Source organism: Roseateles sp. P5_E4 (assembly GCF_054049255.1).
In genome coordinates this window covers 136,842-158,391 of record NZ_JBFUMS010000011.1, presented here as the reverse complement: position 1 = coordinate 158,391, position 21,550 = coordinate 136,842, and the positions used below count along the sequence as shown (strand labels likewise).

The following is a 21,550-nucleotide window of genomic DNA, read 5'->3' as shown; positions in this document are numbered from 1 at the left end:
CACCATTGAGTGATGCGGGTCGGTCGCGGTGCATGGGTTGTCTCCCCTGGTCGTTGTGGGCGTTTCCGAGAGCCGGCGTGGCCGCAGCCGGACTGTCAGTCGTCCACACTGTGCTAGCAAATGTTATCGATGTCATTTGGGTTTACATCTGATGACATTGCTGATGCGCAGAGAGCACTGCGACGCCTGGCTGGAGCGTGGTGTCCCCAAAATGCCGCGTGGTTGCTGCGTCAGTTACTACGGTTGCAGTCGCTGTGACCGAGAACGCCGGGACCAGGTGCAGGTGCCGTGGTCAGAGCCGCACCTGTTCACTATCTGGAATGGCAGCGATGTCGCTCTTACGACCGAGCATTGGATCAGTCATCAAGGCGCCGCGCAGCGGCTGGGCTGGCGACAGCGAAATCAGAGCTTGGCTTTGCCACTTCAGCACGATCCGCAGCGAGTTCTCGGCGCGATCGCTCTAGATCAGCGAGAAACGATTGCACGATGACAGGTGGCGTGGCCTTGCGATAGATGGCACTGAATTTCGAACGCAGTGTCATCTTGCTGGGGATCAATTGCTTCATGTCCCCAGCCGCGACCCACTGGGCCGCATAGTGATTGGGGAGGAACCCTACACAGTTGTTGCCCAGGATCAGTATGGCTTGAGCTTCGATGTTGTCCGCTGTCGAGGCTGCGGATTCGGCGCCAAGCAGGTCCAGGTCACGTCGTCTCAGATAGCCGCGCGAGACGATTCGTGCCTGCTTGAGGCCCTCCATGACATCAGAGGTTTCACGGCCTGACTTGGCCAATGGGTGCGTCGCCTCGCAGTACAGGCCATGGACTTCTTCATAGAGTGCAATAGCCGTGCTGCCAGGGGCATGAAACGGGAAGTGGCCGACAGCGAGATGTAGCCGGCCATCTAACACGCGCTGCTCAAGTTCTGCCGGCATGCCCATGTAGACGTTGATACGCAGATCCGGTCCTCGAGCGGAGAACCGCTTCAACGCGTTGCGCAGCGGTGAACGCTCGTCGGCAACGGTGTTGTCGATGATGCCGAGGTTCAAGGTTCCCGACACCAGGCTGGTCAGCAGCGCCGATTCATTCCGGAAGTCGTCAATCGCGCCAAGCAGGCGCTGAGTGGCGGCGTGCGCAGCCGCGCCTTGCTCAGTGAGTCGAAACCCTCCACGCCCACGCTCACAGAGCCGCACACCCAGCCGAACCTCCAAACTGCCGATCTGCGCACTGATGGTGGATTGCCCAACGTTGAGCATTGCCTGCGCAGCCGAGAAGCCGCCGCAACGGACGACCGCGTCAAAGACTCGAAGCAACTTGAGATCTACATCGTGTACTTGTCGCATGAGAAGAATCCTGGTGGAGGTTCCGCAGTGCTGCTCGCACGTTGCGATAGAACCTTCACTGCATCGATTTTCATCAATGTAATCGCAGTGTAAATCCCATCGATTTGTTGTATTCCGCTGCAGTGCCGTGTGTCGTCGAGTAGCTCCATGCAGTCGGCAAACATCGGTCTGGGTCAATGCAAGCATCAGATACAGCGCATTTTTCGCGTGTAAGGACGTCGGTACATTGACCGCGAGCCCATCCATAGGGCGTTGCAGAAATAGACCACGATGTTCCGAGATCGCTACCTGAACTACGCACAACTCATGGGGCAGTTGGAGGGCTGGGCGGCTACGCACGCAGACCTCGTTCGCCTGTGCTCGCTCGGCCAGTCCGCCGAAGGTAGAAGCATTCCCATGCTCATTGTGGGCAGGGATCCAGACCGTCTGCGTCCGGCGGTCTGGATCGACGCGAACATGCACGCCAGCGAGGTGTGCGGCACCAATGTGGCTCTGGCCATCGTTTCCGACCTGATCGCATTGATGTCAGGCGCTGAACAAGTCGGCGGGAAACCACTGGCAAAGCCAATGGCGGCCGCACTGCGCGAGGCCCTGTTCTATGTCGTGCCTCGACTGTCTCCGGATGGCGCCGAGCAATTCTTGTCCACCGGAAGACCACTTCGCTCCAGCCCGGTCGATGAGCAGATCCCCCGGAAGACTCCGCGGTGGGTGACGGCCGACATCGACGGCGATGGGAGTATCGGTTGCATGCGGCAGATCAGCCCTGGAGGTGAGCTATCCGAGCTGCGAGACGAGGAGGGCGTGCGGATCGAGCCTCCTGTGCTGGTGCCACGGCTACCCGAAGACGAAGGGCCGTTCTTCAAGCTGTATCCGGAGGGGCAGATCGAGAACTTCGATGGCCATCACATTCCGGATCCGCACTATTTGTCAGACAACTCCCAAGATTTCAACCGCAACTTCCCACACCACTGGGTGCCTGAGCCTCAAGAGGCGGGCGCAGGCCCCTATCCCGGGAGTGCGCCCGAGACGCGTGCCGTGCTGGAGTTTGCGACGCGCCACGCAAACATCATGGTGTGGCTAAGTCTTCACACCTTCGGCGGCGTGCTGATCCGCCCCCTTGGCGATCAGCCCGACTCGAAGATGGATCCCCTAGACCTCTCGGTATTCGAGCAGGTCGAGGCGTGGATGGCCGAGTACACCGGCTATCCGACGGTTAGCGGGTTCCATGAGTTCCTGTATTCGCCCGACAAAACCATCCATGGCGACTTGATGGACTACGCCTACCACCAGCGGGGTGCACTGGCCTATGTGGTGGAGCTCTGGGACGTCTTCAAGCAGGTGGGCATCGCCCCGAAGAAGCCGTTCATGGACAACTACATCAAGCTGACGCGCAAGGACATGCGCGCCTTGGTGAAGTTCGACCGCGAACACAACGCCGGGCGCATCTTCAAGCCCTGGCGCAAGTTCAACCATCCGCAGTTCGGTGAAGTGGAGTTGGCAGGCTTTGACCCCAGTGTCGGGATCATCAATCCGCCCCTCGAACGAATTGCGCAGACCTGCGACGCGCAAAGCGCTGCCTTCCTCAGAGTGGCTTCCTTGCTGCCCCAGCTGACACTGGAGGTGCTCCGCCAGACCCAGTTCGACACGCATGTTTGCACTGAGGTACGCATTCGCAACGACGGGTACTTCGCGACCTATGGGCCGTCGTCGGCGAAGGCACTCCCTCATGCGGAGCGGCTGCGGCTAACGGTCAAGGCTGAGGGAGCGCAGGTCCTGTCGCCCACCGCGCCGCAGATCGACATCGGTCATTTGGAGGGCTGGGGCGGTGGCCTCTACGGCCGCGCCAGCGGCTTCGAGCCTTGGACTCGCGGCAACGACGGCGAGCGGGTCGTCTCGGTGATTACCGCCGGCAGCGGCAGGCTGTTCATCGAGGTCCAGAGCTGTCGTGTCGGCACCTTCAAGCTTGAGGTTCGCGTGCCATGACGCCAGCGCCCGTCGCTGGCTCCCGCACGGAATCTTGCGGATCACACGCCATACCTTGGCAGGCAATTCCACCCCTTTTTGAGACGTCAACATGAGCAAGCCACTGGATCCGTCACGACACCTCGCCAACTCGCGCACCTTGGTCGCTCGTGCGGCGGCGGTGGTTTGCCTTGGCACTTGCCTGCCGGTGATGGCATTGGCGCAAGCCCAGGCCCAGGCCGAACCGGCGGAGCAGAGCGCCGGCGTGCTGGAAAAGGACAAGCCGGGTGACGGTGCAAAAGAAAGAAACCAACTGCAGGCGGTTGTCGTCACGGCCAACCGCCGTAAAGAGATGGCTCGAGATGTCCCGCTGCAAATCAACAGGCTGTCGGCGGACGAGCTCGAGCAATCGGGTGCCAAGGGCCTTGTGGACTACCTGGCTGGCTTGCCCGCCGTCGACGTGAAGACGCAGGGCGGGGCAGGCCTGGGGGCGATCAGCGTTCGGGGCGTTTCGACAGGTGACCAGACCATCGCGACAGTCGGCACCTACATTGATGACATCGCGGTCGGTTCCTACAGCCCCTTTGTGAGCGGCCCCATCAACGCCTTGGATATGGCTCTTCTGGACCTCAGCCATATCGAACTCCTGCGCGGCCCTCAGGGCACGCTGTATGGGGCAGGAGCCATGGGCGGCGTATTGAAGTACGTGACCAACGAGCCCAATACCAAGTCCTTTGAATCTTGGGCGAGAGTGGCGGTGCAGTCCACCGATGGTGGCTCCCTGGGGCACACGGTCAGTGGACTCATCAATGTGCCTGTGCAGTCTGGCGTCTCGGCAGTCCGTGTCGCTGCCTTTTCGGACAAGGATCCCGGCTATGTCACGGCCGTTGGCCCGGCAGGGGGGGCTGGCGTCAACAAGGGCGACTCACAAGGGATCCGGGTGGTGGGCCTCTTGGAGCCCAGCAAGGACTTCAAGTTGCGCTTGTCGGCGGTTGCGCAAGACTTGCATCGCGATGGGCTGGACTATGTCGACTACGACCCGGTGACGCGCACTCCGAAAACCAGCCCTTCGACGCGCAGCCTGGCCATGCGCGAGCCGTACACATCGAAGATCCGTGTCTATTCGGCGGAGTTGGAGGCAGATTTGGGCTTCGCGCGTCTGAACTCGACGACGTCAGCGCAGCGGATCGATTTGACCTCGGCCTTTGACACCACGCCGGTGTACGGGCCGCTGTTGTCGGAGCTGGCCGGCCTCAACGTGGCGTCGGTGCCGCAGAACGTCGCGACTGTGCTGAGGAAGACCACCCAGGAGTTCCGCTTGTCTTCGGATGCCAAGAAAGAGGTGTCCTGGCTCGGTGGCTTGTACTACGACCGCGAAACGGGCACCAATGACCAATCGATAAGCACGGTGATGCCTGACGGCTCCCAAGGCCCTGACATCATCCGGGCGTCGCTGCCGAGCAAGTTTGAGGAATTCGCCGCCTTCGCTGACGTCACCTGGAATCCGACAAGCCAGTGGAGCATCACGGGTGGCGCGCGGGTTTCGCGCAATCGCCAGACTTACCGCCAGGTCGGTGGAGGGCTCATCGCGGCGCCCACAGACTTGAGTTCTGAGTCCAGCGAGACCACTGCTACCTACCTGCTGACAGGCAAGTACGCCCTTTCGCCAACGAGCAACGTCTACGTGCGGGCAGCCAGTGGTTATCGACCCGGCGGTCCCAATGTCGTCTTGCTGGATCCCGCCACTGGATTGCCTGCGGCGCCTGCCAGCTTCAAGAGTGATTCGCTGTGGAGCTATGAAGGCGGCTACAAGGCCGATCTGCTGGATCAGACCCTGTCGGTGCAGGCCACCGTTTACCAGATTCGCTGGCGCAATATTCAACAGTACTACGCGGTTCAGGGACTGAACCTCCTGACCAACGCCGGCAAGGCCAGGATCGATGGCGCTGAGGCGAGTCTGACCTTGCGGGTGTCGCCAGACTGGACCGTAGCCACGAGCCTCGCTTACACCGATGGTCGGCTGACTGAATCCGGGCCCGGAATCGGCGTCGAGGGGGCGCAACTGCCAAATCAGGCGAAGTGGTCTTTCGGCCTCAGCTCTCGATACGAGTTTTCCGTAGGTGAGCATCAAGGCTATGTGGGCGCGGCAGTGCGCGGCGTCGGTCGTCGTGACGCGGGCTTTGCGGGCAGCGCTTCATTGCCGTCCTACCGACTGCCGGGCTACGCGCTGGCGGATGCCCAGGCCGGCATGAAGATGGGCAGATTCGATCTCGGCCTGTCGATTCGGAATCTCTTTGACCGCAGAACCCAGATGAGCGCACAGACCAACTTCGTGCCATTGGGGTCACCGGCATATGTGGTCGAGGCGCGACCGCGCACGGTCACGCTTTCCGTCACTGCGGCGTACTAGGTTGAGGCTGCCATGAAGGTCGTGGACAGCATTGGCCTTGAGGCCGTTGGTAAGTCTTGGGCGAATGGACGTGCTTGGTTCACCTTGTCGATCCTCGTTCTCCTGACTTTGGTGGCCTCGCTGGATCGGCAGGTACTCACGCTGCTGGGAGAGCCTTTGCGACTCTCGTTGGGGCTCAGCGACACTCAACTTGGTGTTCTCCAGGGCGTCGGCATCTCTTTGATCGCGGGGATGACCGCCCTTGCCGTGGGTTGGGCTGCCGATAGGTACGACGTGCGCAAGGTGCTTTTCGGCATCCTGGCCTTGTGGGGCACGGCAACCGTCGCCGGCGCGAACAGTCACAGCTACGGCGCGCTCTTCCTCAGTTCTGCTGGCATGGGTCTCCTTGAGACCGCCATGGCGCCGATCGTGTATGCCTACATACCGCGAGCATTTCCCGAACGAACGCGGGCGCTGGCAAACAGTGTCTACGCCACTTTGAATCTCCTGCTGATCGGCGCAGGGATCGGCCTGGCAGGCGGCGTCGCCGGTGCGGCTTCAACGCTGGGCAGTTGGGGCTTGTACCCTTGGGTTGGGCTGGAGGAGTGGCGTGCCGCGCTGCTGCTGACGGCCGCAGTGGGTGTCTCCTGTTCGTTCTTCCTTGTCTTCTTGAAGGCCGACAGACCACGGAAGGCTCACGAGACGGTCGCGTCGCCACCCATCTGGCCGTATTTGCGGCAGCACCGGCTTGCACTGTTCTGCGTGTTCTGCGCCTTTGGCTTGGGAAGCATGGGCTTGCAGGCCTTCACCACATGGGTGCCCGTGATCGCGGAGCGGCGGTTCGGTGCTACGGCTGACGACGTCGCGGCTTCGATGGCCACTTGCTTCCTCGTCGGGATCGTGTCGGGAGCCGTGGTTGGCACATTGGGGTTGAGATTCCTGCAGCGCCGAATTCGGGACGCGGCACCGCTGCGCATCATGGTTGGCGGCTGCTCGGCGGCCGCACTTGCGTGCGTGATGTTGTCAGCGGCCAGTTCGGCGATGCACGTCTATCTGCTGCTGGCGGTGATGGTTGCGGCGTTGATTGCGGGCGTTGTCTTGGCGCCCACCATGATGCAGGACATGTCCGATGCTCGTTTCGTGTCGCGCATCGTCGCGCTGGGAACCCTCGTATCCATTTCACTGACCGCATTGGGAACAACGGGGGTCGGCATCCTGTCTGACGTGCTGGGTACGGATCCAGGAAGCGTGCTGTATGCGGCGTCTTCGGTGGGGGCTGGCGCTCTGGCCATGGCAGCAGTTCTATTGGCCATTGGTGAGCGTGCCTACTTGGCCGCTGTGGCCGGAGCACGGGAGGGAACATGAGCGAGACCGCTTCTAGCCCGGAGCGAAGCTCCTTTGTCGAGATTTTGAGGAATGCACGCCGGATCGTCGCGCAGGAGGGGATCGAGGATCTCCTGGCCGTTTCGATTGGCGGGACTGAGCAATGGCTTTCGATTCGCGGCAGGGATGCACGCAATCCTGTGCTGCTGTTCATTCATGGCGGCCCCGGCAGCCCGGAGATGCCCACCAGCTGGCTCTACCAAAGCGGCTGGGAAGACTACTTCGTCGTCGTGCAATGGGATCAGCGGCGTTGTGGAAAGTCTGGCGCTGCAGCGTGGCCGGATCTGGCCGACGGAGCCTCCCTCATCGATCACATGGTGGCAGACGCCTGCGAGGTGGTGGACTTCCTGCGTGGTCGGTTCAAGCGCCAGAAAATCGTGGTGCTGGGCCATTCCTGGGGAACCGTGGTCGGGACATTGTTGGCGCAGCGCTGTCCCGAGCGCTTGCACGCGTACGTCGGCGTCGGCCAGGTCATCGACTGGGTCGAAAACGAACGCGCCAGCTACGACTTCGTCGTCCGGCAGGCGAGGGCGCTGGGCTTGGTCGATGCCACCACGGAACTCGAATCCTTGGCGCCCTATCCCGACATGGCACCGACCGCCTCCACGCTGATGCGGCTTCTGACCGAGCGCAAGTGGGTGGTTCACCTGGGCGGAATGATCCATGGACGCAAGGATCTCGATGTCCTCGACCACGCCAAGACGCTGTGCCCGGAATACACGGCAGCGGATCTGGACAGCACCGGACAAGTCGAGGATGCCGTGGAGCGCCTCTTGCCCGAATTGATGCGTTCCGACTTCAAGGAGCTTGGCGAACTGGGCTGCCCGATCGTGATCGCAGCAGGCCGCCATGACTTCGCCACGCCTTCCGGTGTGGCACGCAAGTGGTACGAAACGCTTCGGGCGCCGAGCAAGCATTGGCAGTGGTTCGAGCGCTCGGCGCACATGCCGCATCTCGAAGAACCGGGAAGGTTCCTTGACTATCTGGTCAACACGGTGTGGCCCCTGACTCAGCCTGACGCCGACTGACCGCTGCCATCGGCCGCCCGGGCCACTGTTGCGCCCGGGAGCTTGAAAGATCCACCGTCGAAGTCACTTGCGGCGCGGGGTCGCAATTTCCGCCTAGGAGATCGAATTGGAAGAGGCCCGTTTGTTGAGGGCAGCATCGCTGGACGACCGCCATGACCTGCGGCACCGTGAAGTGATGTTGAGCGGATCCCAGGCACTCGTCAGGTTGCTGCTGCTGCAACGCGAGTTCGACCGGCGCGCGGGGCTGCATACGGCGGGCTACGTCAGCGGCTACCGCGGATCGCCGTTGGGCGGCTTCGATACGGCGCTCTGGAAGTCCGCCAAGGCGCTGAAGACTGCCGACGTCGTCTTTCAGCCGGGGGTCAACGAGGATCTTGCCGCGACGGCCATCTGGGGCACACAACAGCTGCAACAGCTGGGCCCAGCCCGCGTGGACGGGGTGTTCGCGCTCTGGTACGGCAAGGGGCCGGGTGTGGACCGCTCCGGCGACGCCATCAAGCACGGCCACTACGCCGGAACCCACCCACTGGGCGGCGTGCTGGTGGTGTTCGGTGACGACCATCCCGGCAAGTCCTCGACCATCGCCCATCACAGCGAACAGGCCCTGGCCGCCAACAACGTGCCGATGCTCTACCCGGCCGATGTGGGCGAGATCGTCCGCTTTGGGCTCCTGGGCTATGCGCTGTCACGCTACAGCGGCTGCTGGGTGGGGATGAAGGTGGTCAACGAAACGGTTGAGCAGACCACCGTCGTCTCGCTGGATCTTGATGCGCTGCACATCGAGCGACCCCTGCCCGATGACCTGCTGCCCTCCGAAGGAGTCCACTATCGGGGCGTCTACAGCCCCGGCCGGGATGAGGCCATCCTGCTCCGGCATCGGTTGCCACTGGTGCATCGCTTCGCGCGGGTCAACGGAGTGGATCGCATCACACTGGGTGCGTCGGGCCGTTTTGGCATCGTCACCGCAGGCAAGGCGTATCAGGACGTGATTCAGGCCCTGGGCTATCTGGGCATCGACGATCAGCGCGCGGGGCAGCTCGGCTTGGCCGTCTACAAGGTGGGATTGATCTGGCCGCTGGAGCCCACTGGTCTGAGGGCATTCGCGCAGGGGCGCCTAGAACTGTTCTTCGTCGAGGAAAAGCAGGCCTTCGTCGAGCCGCAGGCCGCCGCCTGCCTTTACAACGATGCGGCACGGCCGCGTATCGTTGGCAAGAATGATGAGCATCAGCAGACGCTGCTGGCCTCAGACCAGCAGCTTGAACCCATCGACGTGGCGCTGGCCATCGCCTCGCGCCTGCGTGCCAACGGCCTGGCCGATGCCGCTCTCGACGAACGCGTGCAATCGCTTCGCGCCTATCGCGGCGCCCTGACCGCCATCGTGGCGGATACCGGCAGGCGCCTGCCCTATTTCTGCTCGGGGTGCCCGCACAACACCTCGACAGCGATTCCCGATGGCAGTGTGGCGATGGCGGGCATTGGCTGTCATGGCATGGCGATGTGGGCCAAACCGCGCACCCTGGTCAGCACGCAGATGGGCGGCGAGGGCCTCAATTGGGTTGGGATGCACCACTTCTCGAAAGCTGGGCATGTATTCCAGAATCTGGGCGACGGCACCTACTACCACTCGGGCTTGCTGGCCATCCGGGCCGCCGTGGCGAGCGGCGCCAACATCACCTACAAGATTCTCTACAACGATGCCGTCGCGATGACCGGGGGGCAGCCGGTGGACGGCCCGCTTTCCGTGGGCGCCATGGCTCAGCAGGTGCTGCACGAAGGGGTCAAGCGCGTGGTCGTGGTCAGCGACCAGCCCGCCCTGTATGGCCCTGATTCGGGTTTGCCCGCCGGCGTTAAGGTGCGACATCGCGACCACCTCGACGAGGTGCAGCGCGAGCTTCGAGACACGGCCGGCTGCACCGTGCTGATCTTTGAGCAGACTTGCGCCGCCGAAAAGCGCCGACGCCGCAAGAAGGGCGAGTTGATCGACCCTGACAAGCGCCTTTTCATCAACAGCGCGGTGTGTGAGGGCTGTGGTGATTGCGGCGTGCGCTCCGGCTGCGTCAGCCTCGATCCCAAGGAAACAGCCTTGGGCAGGAAGCGGACGATCAACCAGGCCTCGTGCAACAAGGACTACAGCTGTGCCAATGGCTTCTGCCCATCCTTCGTCGGCGTGCGAGGCGGGCGGCTGCGTCGGCCATCCGTCACGGCGGTTGGAGACGAGCGCCTGGCTTGCGTTCCGGTGCCGGAGCGTCTGCCCGTGCCTGAGGCTGGCTTCGGCCTGATGATCGCCGGCATCGGCGGCACCGGGGTGATCACGGTGGGTGCCATCCTGGCCATGGCGGCGCATCTCGAGGGCATGGTGCCTTCCGTCTACGACATGACGGGACTGTCGCAAAAAAACGGTGCCGTCTATAGCCACCTGCGTGTGGCACCGGCCGGCGGCGTCGTGGCCAGCCCACGCCTGGGTTTGGGTGACGCATCGCTCGTGCTGGCTTTCGATCTGATCGCGGCACTGGGGGACGAGAGCTATCGCACGCTGGATGGCGAGAAGACCTGCTTCCTCGGCAACGACCGCGTGGCGCCGACGGCAGCCTTCGTGACCCAGGCGGACGCCCGTGTCGATGCCGGGCTGCTCAAGAGCAAGGTCAGCGCCAAGCTGCCGCCGCATCGCGTCCACTATGCCGACGCGACAAGATGGGCCACGTTGCTGTGCGGTGATCCGGTTGGGGCCAACCTGATGATGGTGGGCATGGCTGCGCAGCGTGGCTGGCTGCCCATGGGAGTCGAGGCCATCGAACGCGCGATTGAACTCAATGGCGTGCAGGTGCCGCTCAACCTGCGCGCCTTCAGGCTCGGGCGCCTGTGTGTGCATGATGCCTCGGCGGTCGAGGAGGCGATTCACCGTTGCGGCGATCGCGCTGTTGCCTCGTTGGAACCCGCTCCCGAGAGCCTGGCTGCCATCGTCGAGCATCGAAGCAAGCTGCTGACTGACTATCAAGACTCGCGCTATGCGCAGCGCTATCGTGCCCTGGTCGAGCGTGCGGTAGAGGCCGAGCAAGGCTTGGCGCCGGGCAGTGATCGCCTGGCAAAGGCGGTGGCTGTCGGCTTCAGCAAGCTGCTCGCCTACAAGGATGAATACGAGGTGGCGCGGCTGTACAGCGCGCCGGAATTTCTGGCCGAGCTGCGCGCGGAGTTCGAGGGCGATTTGAGGCTGTCCGTCTACCTGGCGCCGCCCCTGTTCGCCCGCACAGACCCGACCACCGGGCATCTCGTCAAGCGTGAGTACGGCGGCTGGGTCCTCAAGGCGATGCGCGTGCTTGCCAAACTCAAGAGACTGCGCGGCTCGCCCTTCGATGTCTTCGGCTACACGCGCGAGCGGCGCGAGGAGCGGGAACTTGTGGATGAGTACGAGGGCACACTCGGCCGCCTTTTGAAGCAATTGCGAGGCGATCAACTCCAGGCCGTGGTCCAACTGGCCCAATTGCCTGAGCACATTCGCGGATACGGGCATGTGAAGGCCGCACATCTGGCGCGGATGCGGGCCGAGCGCGCTCGATTGCTGGGCCAAATCGAGGGCGTCGAGACAGGGAACTTAGCCCCGGCCTTGTCGCGTCGCGCATGAACACTGCACGAGGGTTACGGGCTGTTCAATGGCAGCTCGCCCCTCTTCAGCTGCTTGAGCACGAAGCTGGACTTGCTGTGCCGGATGCCTGGAATCTTGTAGAGCTTCTCGCGCAGCAGACGTTCGTAGTCGCGCGTGTCGGCCACGGCGATGCGCAAGTGGTAGTCGTAGTCGCCGGACACGAGAAAGACCTCCAGGATTTCTGGAATTCGCTCAAGCTCGCGGCCGAAGCGTTCGAGCGCCTCGTCAGAGTGGCTGTCGAGCGTGAGCTGAACGATCACCATGTCTTTCAGGCCAATCTTCTCGGCGTTCAGCCGCAGCGAGTACCCCTCGATGACACCAGCGTCTTCCAGTCGCTTGATGCGTGTCCAGCAGGGCGATGTGGTCAGGCCCACTTCGGCACTGATTTCGGCCAGGCTCAGGCGCGCGTCGCGTTGCAGTGCCCGCAGGATGGCGAAGTCCACGCGGTCGAGTTCAGGTGCTTTGGGTTTGGGCATGGCGATGATCTTGGACTGATGGTCCGTCGTGTTTCTAGTGCTTCAGAAATATTTTCCGCTCGTTGTGATTTGTCAGCAAGATTTGCTTTGGTTGGTATTTTTTTCGGAAAAAACAGAAGCACTTTTTGCGAAAGTTCGGGAACAGTAGCAGCATGAACAGCCTCCCCATGATCGACGTCGAAGTTCCCGCCACCCGGGCCTTTGGGCCGCCTGCAAGCGCGGCCGACGAGGTGCTCGAGGTCACCGGCGCCGCGCTGCTGATCGACACCCTGCTTGCGCTTGGCATCGACACGGTGTTCGGCTATCCGGGTGGAGCGGTGCTGCCGCTCTACGACGCTCTGCACAGCGAGCCTCGCCTGCGCCATGTGCTGGTGCGCCACGAGCAGGCCGCAGTGCATGCGGCCCAGGGCTATGCGCGCTCGACCGGCAGATTGGGCGTGGTGTTTGTGACCTCGGGTCCTGGCATGAGCAACACCACCACCGGGCTGCTCGACGCGCTGTGCGACTCGGTGCCGGTGCTGTGCATCAGCGGCCAGGTGGCCACGTCGTCCATCGGGACTGACGCGTTCCAGGAGTGCGACGCACTCGGCATCTCGCGCTCGGTGACCAAGTGGAACGTGCAACTTCGCCGTGCTGACGACATCGAAGCCGTGGTGCATAAGGCCGTGGCCGTCGCGCGGAGCGGACGGCCCGGTCCGGTGCTGGTGGATTTCCCCAAAGACCTCCAGCAGCGAAAGGTCACGAAACGGCTGGCGCCGCCAACGCCAACGCCGACGGTGCCGATGCCGTTCAAGCGCTCCACTCTTGCCCAGATTGAGGCTGCGGCACACGCGATCCGCCAAGCCCAAAGACCCGTGTTCTACGGTGGCGGGGGCTTGATCAACTCGGGCGTCGAGGCCTGTCAAGCCTTTCGCCAGCTGGTGCGCGCTGCCGGCGCGCCCTGCACGCTCACATTGATGGGGCTCGGCGCCTACCCGGCGTCCGACCCGCAGTGGTTGGGCATGCTGGGCATGCACGGCACGCTCGAAGCCAATCTGGCGATGCACCATGCCGATCTGATCGTCTGCGTCGGCGCACGTTTCGATGACCGCGTCACCGGCCGGCTCGACCAGTTCTGTCCGCAAGCGCGTGTTGTTCACATCGACATCGACCCGACCTCGATCAACAAGACGGTCAAGGCCCACATCCCCATCGTCGGGGACTGCGAGTCTGCTCTCACCCAGTTGTTGACACATTTTGCAGACCTGCCTGTTCCGCGGGATCGGCTGGCGCCATGGTGGACTCGCATCAAGTGCTGGCGGGCCGAGCGATCCTTGGCCTACGACGATGGGACAGGTGCGATTGCACCGCAGGCGCTGATGACGCGCTTGCAGGCAGCACTCAGCAAGTTGGACGCCATCGTCTCCACCGACGTCGGTCAGCACCAGATGTGGGCCGCCCAGCACCTGAGCTTCGAGAAGCCCATGCGCTGGCTGACCTCAGGCGGCGCCGGCACGATGGGCTACGGCCTGCCGGCGGCCATCGGCGCGCAGGTCGCCCACCCGGACAAGACTGTGGTCTGCGTCAGCGGCGATGCATCGATCCTCATGAACATCCAGGAGCTGTCCACCGCCGTGCAGCATCGCACGCCGGTGAAGGTGGTGTTGTCCAACAACGGCTACATGGGCATGGTGCGCCAGTGGCAGGAACTGATCCACGGGGGGCGCTACAGCCACAGCTACACCGCGGCACTGCCCGACTTTGTGGCCGTGGCCCGTGGCTTTGGCTGGCGGGCCCGCCGTGTCACCCAGCGCAGCGAACTGGACGCAGCGCTGGCCGAATGCCTGGCGTCCGACCAACCGTATTTTCTGGATGTGGCAGTCGTGGCCCAGGAGAACTGCTTCCCGATGATCCCTGCCGGATGCGGGCATCAGCAGGTGATGTTGGGCAAAGACCGGGTGTACGCGCAATGATGAGCAGCGGTTCACGGGTCGCGGAACTGCTTGACCGTGCCGCTGGCGCTGCGCCCAACCGTGTTGCCGATGCGTGGGCGCGCGAGAAGCTGCGCGCCATGCCCGCACATTGATTTGACCGGCGTGCCGCTTGCGGCCGCCGATGGAGCAACTTCATGGTTACCCTCTATCACTGCATGAGCGCACGCTCCTTCCGGCCCTTGTGGATGCTGGAGGAGCTTGAGCTGCCCTACAAGCTCCTGTTGCTGCCGTTTCCGCCGCGCGTGTCGGCGCGCTGGTATCTCGACGAGAACCCCCTGGGAACCGTGCCCTTGATGGTTGACGGCGATGTCCGCATGACCGAGTCCGCCGCGATCTGCGAGTACCTGTGCGCGCTGAGTGCCCCGACGACGCTGCAAGTCGAACCGGGCGAAACAGGCTTTGGCGCCTTCCTGAATTTCCTTCACTTCGGCGAGGCGACACTGACCTTCCCGCAGACCTTGGTGCTGCGCTACTCGCGGTTCGAGCCGGAGCCAAGGCGACAGCCCGCAGTGGCCGAGGACTACACGAAGTGGTTCCTTGCCCGGTTGCGTACGCTGGAGCCGCTGCTGGCTGAGCAGCCGTATCTGTGTGCCGGCCGGTTCACTGCCGCGGACGTCTCCGTCGGCTATGCCTTGATGTTGGCGCAGTATCTCGGGATTGCCGAACGCTTCACGCCGGCTGTGGCGGCGTATTGGCTGCGCCTGCAGCAGCGAGACGCCTACGTGCGCGCGATGCGGGCGCAGGCGGCGGCGGCTCAGGCTCAAGGGGTGTCGCTCGTGCCCGCGCCTGACACTCTTTGAAGTGAGCCTGCGTGATGCAGGCTGCTTGAGCTCCCCGGTGGAGTCGCCCCGGAACCCGTGGCTTGATCCAGTCGAACGTTGCCCAGCAGTCTGGCCGGGTCGAAGTGCCGGTGCAGCGCGGCCGCCCAGTCCAGCGTGGCTGCGTCGGTGTAGCGGTGGTAGAAGGCCGAGTTGCTGGGGCCCACGCCGTGCTCGGCGCTGTAGCTGCCGCCGAACTCGCGCACGGTGAGGTCGTAAATGGCCTCGCGCAGCGCTGCGATGCGGCCCTCGGCCGTGTCCCAAGGCACCACGAAGTTCAGGTGCATGCCGCCATCGCCCAGGTGGCCGAAGTCGCAGACCTGCGCGTCGGGCAGGTGCTCGGCGATCACGGCCAGGGCCTGCTCGCGCAGGGGCGCAAAGCGTGAGCGCGTGACCGAGAGGTCAAAGGCCAGCATGCGTCCGAGGTGCTGCACGGCTTCGCTCAGGCCGTGACGCAGTCGCCAGAGCTTTTCGGGCTTGTCCACCACGGCGTCGAGCAGTTCGGCACCCGACTCCATCTGGCGCTCCAGCCAGGACAGCAGCAGGGCATTGAGATCGAGGCCCTGGTCGACGCCCAGCGTCGAGGTCAGCTCCACGAGCACGGCATAGACCGGCAGTTCGGCAAACGGCGCGGTCGCGCCCGGCAGGTGCCGCACCACGGCCGCCAATGCCGGGCCGGAGATGCCCTCGAAGGCCGTGACGAAGTCGCCCAGTTCGGCCTCCAAGTCGGCCAGCAACTGCACGCCCACGGCAGCGGACGGCAAGGCCAGCAGCGCGGTGGCGGTTTGCCGGGGCAGGGCGTGCAGCTTGACCACGGCATGGGTGACGAGGCCGAAGGCCCCGAAGCTGCCGCACAGCAGTTGGCTCCAGTCCAGGCCTGTGTTGTTCTTGCGCAGGCCGTGGAGCTGGCCCACCACTTGGCCCGGCGGGTGCAGCAGCACGCCTTGCAGGCCCAGCAAGTTCTCGCGCACGCCGCCATAGCGGATCAGGCGCGCGCCGCCAGTGTTGGTGGCGATCATGCCGCCCAAGCTCGGGTCAGCGCCAAGGTCGATGGGAAAGCACAGGCCCTGCTTGGCGGCGGCACGGTTCAGGTCCGAGAGCCGGTGGCCGGCCGACACGACGGCGCTGCGGCTCAAGGGGTCGATTTCCAGTCGGTCACGCAGGGACTGAGTGGAGAGCACCCACTGGCGGCCATCGCGGCTGGGCGTGGCGCCGGCCACGAGGCCGGTGGCGGCGCCCTGCACCACGAAGGGCTCGCCCGAGCGCACCAGCTCGGCGACCGTCCATGAGATCGCCGCCAGGCTGCTGGGCCGGATCACGCCGCGCGTCAGGCCCGCGCCGTGGCGGGCAGACTGCAGGTAGGGAGCCAGGTCTTGCCCATCCAGCAGGACGGCCCGCTCGCCAAGTTCGGCGCGCAGGCGCTCAGCCAGTCCGGTCATGCGGCGCGCGCCAACTGGCGCAAGCAGTCGGCCAGCGACGCGCCCTCGGCTTCGCGGTAGAGCTCAAACTCGTTGAGCACGTTGGCACCCAGCGCGGCTTCGAAGGCTGCTCGGTTGGAATGCGACGCGAACACGCCACCGTCTTGCTCGCCCAAGTTGGAGCGGAAGATGCCGGCTGCGCTGACGGGCAGGAAGTCTTCGTAGGTTAGAGGCTCCACGTGCAGCAAGCCCTCTCTCACCAGTGCATTGATGTCCACCAGGCTGGCGGGTAGACGGACCTTGCCCGCCTCGGGGCTGAGCGAGTAGCGGAAGTAGGCCAGGCCCTCTCGGCGCAAGGCCTCCAGGTCGTCGGGGAAGGCTTCGAACTCACGGTGGAGGTTCTCGGCCAGGGCCCTGGGCTCGACCGCCCCATGCTGCTGCGCGGAACGCCGGGCACGCTCTAACAGCTTGTCGTAGAGCTGGCGGCCCTTGGGCGTGAGGGCGCAGCCGCGCTGCTCGATTTCGCCAAAGCGGGCGGTGTGGTCGCCTCGCGTGCCGTCGGCAAAGGTCACGTCCTCACACAAGGCGCTGAAGGCGGTCTGGCGCAGCAGGATGGGTACGGCGCGGCGCGGCGGGCCTTCGATCACGGCCTTGGCCGGCAGGCCACGCTCCCGCATGGCGGCTTGCGCGGCGTCGATGTCCAGCACGCGCGGGGTGAGGTGGTTGATGTGGGGGTTGGGGAAGCAGGCCACGTCGGCCGCCAGCGGATGCTGAGCCTTGATGGCGCTGTAGACCGCCTGGCTCACCGTCGCATGACCGCGCCAGCGGAAGGTGTGCAGCGTCTCTTGGACGAATTCCTCGGCCTCGTCGGCCGAGAGCGCGCCCCGGGCCTCGAAGCGCTCGATCAGGCGCACGCAGCCGGGCGTGAAGATCTGGCGGCCGGCCAGGGCGTTCTCGGCAAGCTGGCGCACCTGCGGGCTGGCGATCAGCTCGGTGCGCAGCAGCGAGCAAAAGAGGCGGAAGGGGTTGCGCGCCAGCGATGCCTCGCCCACCGGACGGAAGGCCGTGGAGTGCACCGGGATGCCGGCCACCGACAGGTCGTAGTAGCCCACTGGCTGCATGCCGAGCACGGCCAGCAGGCGGCGCATCATGGACAGCTCCGCTGCCGTGCCCACGCGGATAGCGCCGTGGCGCTCGACGGCCAGGCGTGAGTCCTCTGTGCCTTGTTCAGCATTGACGGCGTTCACCAAATCGACGAGGTGGCCGTACAGCGGCACTTCCTGGCGGTATGTCTGAGACATCGCTTCGGCGAAGCGGGCGCGGGTCTGATCGGGGGTGAAGCTCATCGGCATGGTGGCCGAGACTGTGCTGAAAAACCAGCGGCGGCGCCATCGATGAATTCGAAGTAGTTCATTCCAATATCGAATGAACTCACAATCCGTGCGTGACGTTTAAGCGCCAACTCTTGCCGCCAATGAATCACCTGCTGGCCTTTGAGGCCGCCGCTCGGTACGCCAGCATTTCGCGCGCGGCCGAGGAGCGGCACCTCACGCAAAGCGCGTTGTCCCGGCAAATTACCAGCCTGGAGGAGAGCCTGGGGGTGGCGCTCTTTCATCGCGTGCGCCAGCGCGTCGTGTTGACCGACGCCGGCCGGCTCTACGCCGCCGAGCTGCGCCAGGCGCTGGAGGCGATGTCGGCGGCCACACACAAGATCATGAGCCTCTCGGGGGAGCAGGCCGTGCTCAACATCGCCGTGCTGCCGACATTCGGCACGCGCTGGCTCATTCCTCGGCTGCCGGGCTTCACCCAAGCCCACCCCGAGGTGACCATCAACTTCGCGGCGCGCAGCCACCCGTTCGACTTCGCTGCCGAGCCCTTTGACCTCGCCATCCACTTCGGCGAGCCGGTCTGGCCGCAGGCCACGTGCACGGAGCTCATGGTCGAATCCTTGATCCCCGTGTGCAGCCCGGCCTTCAAGCGCAGCCACACGCTCAAGCGCCCCGCCGACATTGCCCAATGCCGCCTGCTGCAACAGGTGACGCGGCCCACGCAGTGGGCCGAGTGGTTCGAGCACGCCGAGGTCGAAGCGCCACGCGCTCATCAGGGACCGCACTTCGAGCAGTTCGCCATGGTGGCAGAAGCCGCCGCCGCCGGCCTGGGCGTGGCGCTGGTGCCGCGCGTCCTCGTTGAGGCTGAGTTGGCCGACGGGCGGCTGCTGGCGCTGGACGAAGCCCACGTGCTCTCCGGCCAGGCTTACCACCTCGTGGTGCCGCACTCGCGCCAGGGCGACACCCTGGTGCGAGAGTTCAGCACTTGGCTGCTAGGTCAGGCGAAGCACAGACAGGGGGGGTGATCAAGAGGCGCGGCGCCGATGGTCTTATGGCTTCGCTCGCCAGCTCGGTAGTCAATTGAATTTCATGCGGTTGACGCGAACGCCGGGCAATGGATCTTGCGTGGCGCCGTACGGCAATCGAGCGTAGCCAGTGCGTCCCTCACCGACGCAATCTCCCGGGTTGCGCTGTTGCCCTGGTGCGCGAAGCGGCGCTCCGCTCGTTTTTCCGGCCGCAGGCCATCTTGACTCTTCCACCTGGCGACGGTGGCGCTGCTGACCACTTCCTGCCAATACAACGGCCGCGGCCGATGTATGCATCGCTGGTTCCTCATTTTCATGAGGCAGGCGCGATGGCCAAATTTCCGTCCACGGCGCGACACGCGTGCGAGCCGAGTCAAACACAGTAGGACGTTCATGGCCAAAAATGAGTACGAATCCGGTCGCCTAAACCTTCCGTTTGTTGGGCACTGCACCTTTGCCAAGTCTCCTGCGTGCGTCGATTGGAATCACATCGATGCCGACGTCGCCATACTTGGGGCTCCCAATGACATGGGCACTCAATGGCGCCCAGGCGCGCGATTCGGGCCACGCGGCATCCGTGAGGCCTCGACTTTGTTCTCCTTCGGACATGCTGGCGCCTACGACTTCGAGGACGACGTCCTGTATCTGACCAAGGAGCAGGTGCGCATGGTCGATGTCGGCGACGCCGACATCATTCACACCGACATGGCGAAGAGCAACGCCAACATTGAGTTGGCTGTACGCAAGATGCTTGAGCAGGGGGCGATGCCAGTGGTGCTGGGGGGCGATCACTCTGTACATGCGCCGGCAATCAAGGCCTTTGCCGGCCGGGGGCCGATACACATCCTGCACGTCGATGCGCACTTGGACTTCGTAGACGAACGTCACGGTGTGCGATTTGGACACGGAAGCCCGCTGCGGCGTGCCTCGGAAATGGATCACGTTGTCGGGATGACGCAGATCGGCATCCGCAACGTGTCGTCATCAAATCGTTCCGACTACGACGATGCACGCAGGGCGGGCTCGCAGATTCTCTCGGTTCGGGATGCGCGCCGATTGGGATCCGAGGGCGTGCTGGCAAAGATTCCTGAGGGAGTTTCGTACTACATCACCGTCGATATCGACGGCTTCGATCCGTCTATCGCACCAGGTACTGGCACGCCCAGCCACGGCGGCTTTCTCTACTACGAAGTGCTGGAGATCATCCAGGCGCTTTCACGACGCAGCAACGGGAACATCGTTGGCATGGATTTGGTGGAAGTCGCGCCCGCTTACGACCCCGCTGGAACCACGTCGATCCTGGCAGCACAGCTCCTGCTCAATAGCATTGGATTCATCTTCCACGACCGCAAGAGCCATGCGCGCGAGGCATGCAGTTGAGGACGCAGTCACCATTGAACGTCTCTCGATGATCTCGCCTGGTCGAGTAGCAGTTCTTCCGGTGCAGAGCTCGAAACTCCGCAGGGGCTCATCTTCCAGCGACGACGGCCTGGCCCGGATATTTCACGCGGCCGGCTCCAGCTGGCCGACAAGACCGATGAACACTGCGATGAAAAGAGTCGCGCAGCGCCTGCCATGATCACCAATCCTTTCAAGTACGCCCGGCGTACGGGCCAGTTGTCCCCCTCGATGATTCGAGAGCTCATGAAGTTGATGGGGCGCCCTGGCCTTGTCTCGCTGGGCGGCGGCTTGCCCTCGCCCGACAGCTTTCCGACTGAGGAAATTCGGGAGTCGTGCCGAAGGGTGCTCTCTCAGTCTTCTCACATGGCCCTGCAGTACACCACCACAGAGGGCCTGCTCCTGCTGCGCGAATGGGTCGCTGAGCGAATGAGGCAACAAGGTCTGACGGTTAGTGCTGATCAGGTGCTGATCACCAGCGGGTCGCAGCAAGGGCTGGATCTCGTTGGCAAAGTTCTTCTCGAAAGGGGCACCAAGGTAGCGGTTGAGTCGCCAACCTACCTGGGAGCACTGCAGGCGTTTGCACCCTATGAGGCGGACACCGTGGAGGTTCGGTGTGACGAATTCGGGCCTATGCCAGGGAGTCTGCGAGACGTGGGTGATGCCCGGGCGCTTTATCTCCTGCCCAATTTTCAGAACCCTACAGGGCGCTGCATTTCCAAGGCACGGCGCGCACAGATTGCCGATCAGGCCCAATCCCTTGGATTGCCACTGGTTGAAGATGATCCCTACGGTGATCTTTGGTTCGAACAGCCTCCGGCGGAGCCCATCGCTGCTCATTGGCCAGAGGGAACTGTCTATTTAGGGTCATTCTCAAAAATTCTCGCGCCTGGACTGCGGCTCGGCTACGCAGTTGCTCCAACCGCCGTCTACGGCAAGCTGGTTCAAGCCAAGCAAGCCGCAGACTTGCACAGCGGGACATTCGCGCAACATGTGGTGGCTGACTTGTTGGGAAGGGGCATTCTCGAAAAGCATCTGACGGAGGTTCGCGCGAAATACCGGCAAGGGCGTGATGCCATGGTGGATGCTCTTCAGGCCCATATGCGTGGCCTTGCTTCGTGGAGTACTCCAACCGGAGGAATGTTTTGCTGGTTGACCTTGGCAAGTGGTTTGGACACCGCGAAGTTGCTGCCGCTTGCAGTCGAACGCGGTGTGAGCTTCGTGCCAGGCGCCGCGTTCTACGCGGCTGATCCTTTGTGCAACGCAATGAGGCTGTCATTCGTCACAGAATCTGCCGGGAGAATCATGCAGGGAGTGGCCTCGTTGGCGGACTCAATTCGGCAGGCCGCGCAGGCCCAGAACGCCTAAGTGA

The 21,550-nt window shown here is 63.7% G+C and carries 14 protein-coding genes; 10 read left to right on the top strand and 4 right to left on the bottom strand.

What is annotated here, in order from left to right; genetic code table 11:
- Positions 1-356: 356 nt before the first annotated feature.
- Positions 357-1,340, bottom strand: a complete 984-nt coding sequence (locus tag ACXJLH_RS21355) for a LysR family transcriptional regulator (protein ID WP_457446089.1) — start codon at positions 1,338-1,340, stop codon at positions 357-359.
- A gap of 270 nt (positions 1,341-1,610) precedes the next feature.
- On the opposite strand from ACXJLH_RS21355, the gene ACXJLH_RS21350 reads away from it, so the two are divergent.
- From ACXJLH_RS21350 to ACXJLH_RS21330, 5 genes are all read left to right on the top strand, one after another.
- On the top strand, positions 1,611-3,323 hold the full coding sequence (locus ACXJLH_RS21350) for a M14 family metallopeptidase (protein WP_457446087.1): 1,713 nt from the start codon (positions 1,611-1,613) through the stop codon (positions 3,321-3,323).
- A 91-nt stretch (positions 3,324-3,414) separates the two neighbouring features.
- Complete coding sequence (locus tag ACXJLH_RS21345) at positions 3,415-5,712, top strand: TonB-dependent receptor (RefSeq protein WP_457446085.1); 2,298 nt, start codon at positions 3,415-3,417, stop codon at positions 5,710-5,712.
- A gap of 12 nt (positions 5,713-5,724) precedes the next feature.
- Entirely contained in the window at positions 5,725-7,056 is a 1,332-nt protein-coding gene (locus ACXJLH_RS21340) for an MFS transporter (protein ID WP_457446083.1), read from the top strand.
- Entirely contained in the window at positions 7,053-8,102 is a 1,050-nt protein-coding gene (locus ACXJLH_RS21335; RefSeq protein WP_457446081.1) for an alpha/beta fold hydrolase, read from the top strand. The genes ACXJLH_RS21340 and ACXJLH_RS21335 overlap by 4 nt, the downstream gene beginning before the upstream one ends.
- Before the next feature lie 106 nt (positions 8,103-8,208).
- Entirely contained in the window at positions 8,209-11,721 is a 3,513-nt protein-coding gene (locus tag ACXJLH_RS21330) for an indolepyruvate ferredoxin oxidoreductase family protein (RefSeq protein WP_457446079.1), read from the top strand.
- Positions 11,722-11,735: 14 nt separating this feature from the next.
- On the opposite strand, the gene ACXJLH_RS21325 is transcribed toward ACXJLH_RS21330, so the two are convergent.
- Positions 11,736-12,218 carry an Lrp/AsnC family transcriptional regulator gene (locus tag ACXJLH_RS21325; protein ID WP_457324747.1) on the bottom strand — a complete coding sequence of 161 codons (483 nt, stop codon included), beginning with the start codon at positions 12,216-12,218 and terminating at the stop codon, positions 11,736-11,738.
- Positions 12,219-12,385: 167 nt separating this feature from the next.
- On the opposite strand from ACXJLH_RS21325, the gene ilvB reads away from it, so the two are divergent.
- Together ilvB and ACXJLH_RS21315 are read left to right on the top strand one after the other, a co-directional pair.
- Positions 12,386-14,170: a biosynthetic-type acetolactate synthase large subunit gene (ilvB, locus tag ACXJLH_RS21320; protein ID WP_457446077.1), complete on the top strand. Its 1,785-nt coding sequence runs from the start codon at positions 12,386-12,388 to the stop codon at positions 14,168-14,170.
- Positions 14,171-14,325: 155 nt separating this feature from the next.
- Complete coding sequence (locus ACXJLH_RS21315; protein WP_457324749.1) at positions 14,326-14,991, top strand: glutathione S-transferase family protein; 666 nt, start codon at positions 14,326-14,328, stop codon at positions 14,989-14,991.
- Here ACXJLH_RS21315 and ACXJLH_RS21310 read toward each other — a convergent pair.
- Positions 14,952-16,448, bottom strand: coding sequence for an FAD-binding oxidoreductase (locus tag ACXJLH_RS21310; protein ID WP_457446075.1), 1,497 nt, complete (start codon positions 16,446-16,448; stop codon positions 14,952-14,954). The two genes, ACXJLH_RS21315 and ACXJLH_RS21310, sit on opposite strands and share 40 nt — an antisense overlap.
- Positions 16,445-17,779 (bottom strand): 2-oxoadipate dioxygenase/decarboxylase HglS, encoded by a 1,335-nt coding sequence (hglS, locus tag ACXJLH_RS21305; RefSeq protein WP_457446073.1) that lies wholly within the window; start codon positions 17,777-17,779, stop codon positions 16,445-16,447. The genes ACXJLH_RS21310 and hglS overlap by 4 nt, the downstream gene beginning before the upstream one ends.
- A gap of 122 nt (positions 17,780-17,901) precedes the next feature.
- On the opposite strand from hglS, the gene ACXJLH_RS21300 reads away from it, so the two are divergent.
- From ACXJLH_RS21300 to ACXJLH_RS21290, 3 genes are all read left to right on the top strand, one after another.
- Positions 17,902-18,780 (top strand): LysR family transcriptional regulator, encoded by an 879-nt coding sequence (locus ACXJLH_RS21300; RefSeq protein ID WP_457446071.1) that lies wholly within the window; start codon positions 17,902-17,904, stop codon positions 18,778-18,780.
- Between the two features lie 393 nt (positions 18,781-19,173).
- A complete protein-coding gene (gene speB / locus ACXJLH_RS21295) occupies positions 19,174-20,160 on the top strand; it encodes an agmatinase (RefSeq protein WP_457446069.1) in 987 nt (328 codons plus the stop codon).
- A gap of 195 nt (positions 20,161-20,355) precedes the next feature.
- A complete protein-coding gene (locus tag ACXJLH_RS21290; protein WP_457446067.1) occupies positions 20,356-21,546 on the top strand; it encodes an aminotransferase-like domain-containing protein in 1,191 nt (396 codons plus the stop codon).
- Positions 21,547-21,550 lie beyond the last annotated feature (4 nt).

What these genes read in the sequence shown, in the direction of transcription:
- ACXJLH_RS21300 (WP_457446071.1), top strand. Translation starts at nt 17,902, where the DNA reads ATGAATCACCTGCTGGCCTTTGAGGCCGCCGCTCGGTACGCCAGCATT.
- ACXJLH_RS21315 (WP_457324749.1), top strand. Translation starts at nt 14,326, where the DNA reads ATGGTTACCCTCTATCACTGCATGAGCGCACGCTCCTTCCGGCCCTTG.
- ACXJLH_RS21310 (WP_457446075.1), bottom strand. Translation starts at nt 16,448, where the DNA reads ATGACCGGACTGGCTGAGCGCCTGCGCGCCGAACTTGGCGAGCGGGCC.
- ACXJLH_RS21290 (WP_457446067.1), top strand. Translation starts at nt 20,356, where the DNA reads ATGATCACCAATCCTTTCAAGTACGCCCGGCGTACGGGCCAGTTGTCC.
- ACXJLH_RS21325 (WP_457324747.1), bottom strand. Translation starts at nt 12,218, where the DNA reads ATGCCCAAACCCAAAGCACCTGAACTCGACCGCGTGGACTTCGCCATC.
- ACXJLH_RS21355 (WP_457446089.1), bottom strand. Translation starts at nt 1,340, where the DNA reads ATGCGACAAGTACACGATGTAGATCTCAAGTTGCTTCGAGTCTTTGAC.
- ACXJLH_RS21350 (WP_457446087.1), top strand. Translation starts at nt 1,611, where the DNA reads ATGTTCCGAGATCGCTACCTGAACTACGCACAACTCATGGGGCAGTTG.
- ACXJLH_RS21340 (WP_457446083.1), top strand. Translation starts at nt 5,725, where the DNA reads ATGAAGGTCGTGGACAGCATTGGCCTTGAGGCCGTTGGTAAGTCTTGG.
- ACXJLH_RS21335 (WP_457446081.1), top strand. Translation starts at nt 7,053, where the DNA reads ATGAGCGAGACCGCTTCTAGCCCGGAGCGAAGCTCCTTTGTCGAGATT.
- speB (WP_457446069.1), top strand. Translation starts at nt 19,174, where the DNA reads ATGGCCAAAAATGAGTACGAATCCGGTCGCCTAAACCTTCCGTTTGTT.
- ACXJLH_RS21345 (WP_457446085.1), top strand. Translation starts at nt 3,415, where the DNA reads ATGAGCAAGCCACTGGATCCGTCACGACACCTCGCCAACTCGCGCACC.
- hglS (WP_457446073.1), bottom strand. Translation starts at nt 17,779, where the DNA reads ATGCCGATGAGCTTCACCCCCGATCAGACCCGCGCCCGCTTCGCCGAA.
- ilvB (WP_457446077.1), top strand. Translation starts at nt 12,386, where the DNA reads ATGATCGACGTCGAAGTTCCCGCCACCCGGGCCTTTGGGCCGCCTGCA.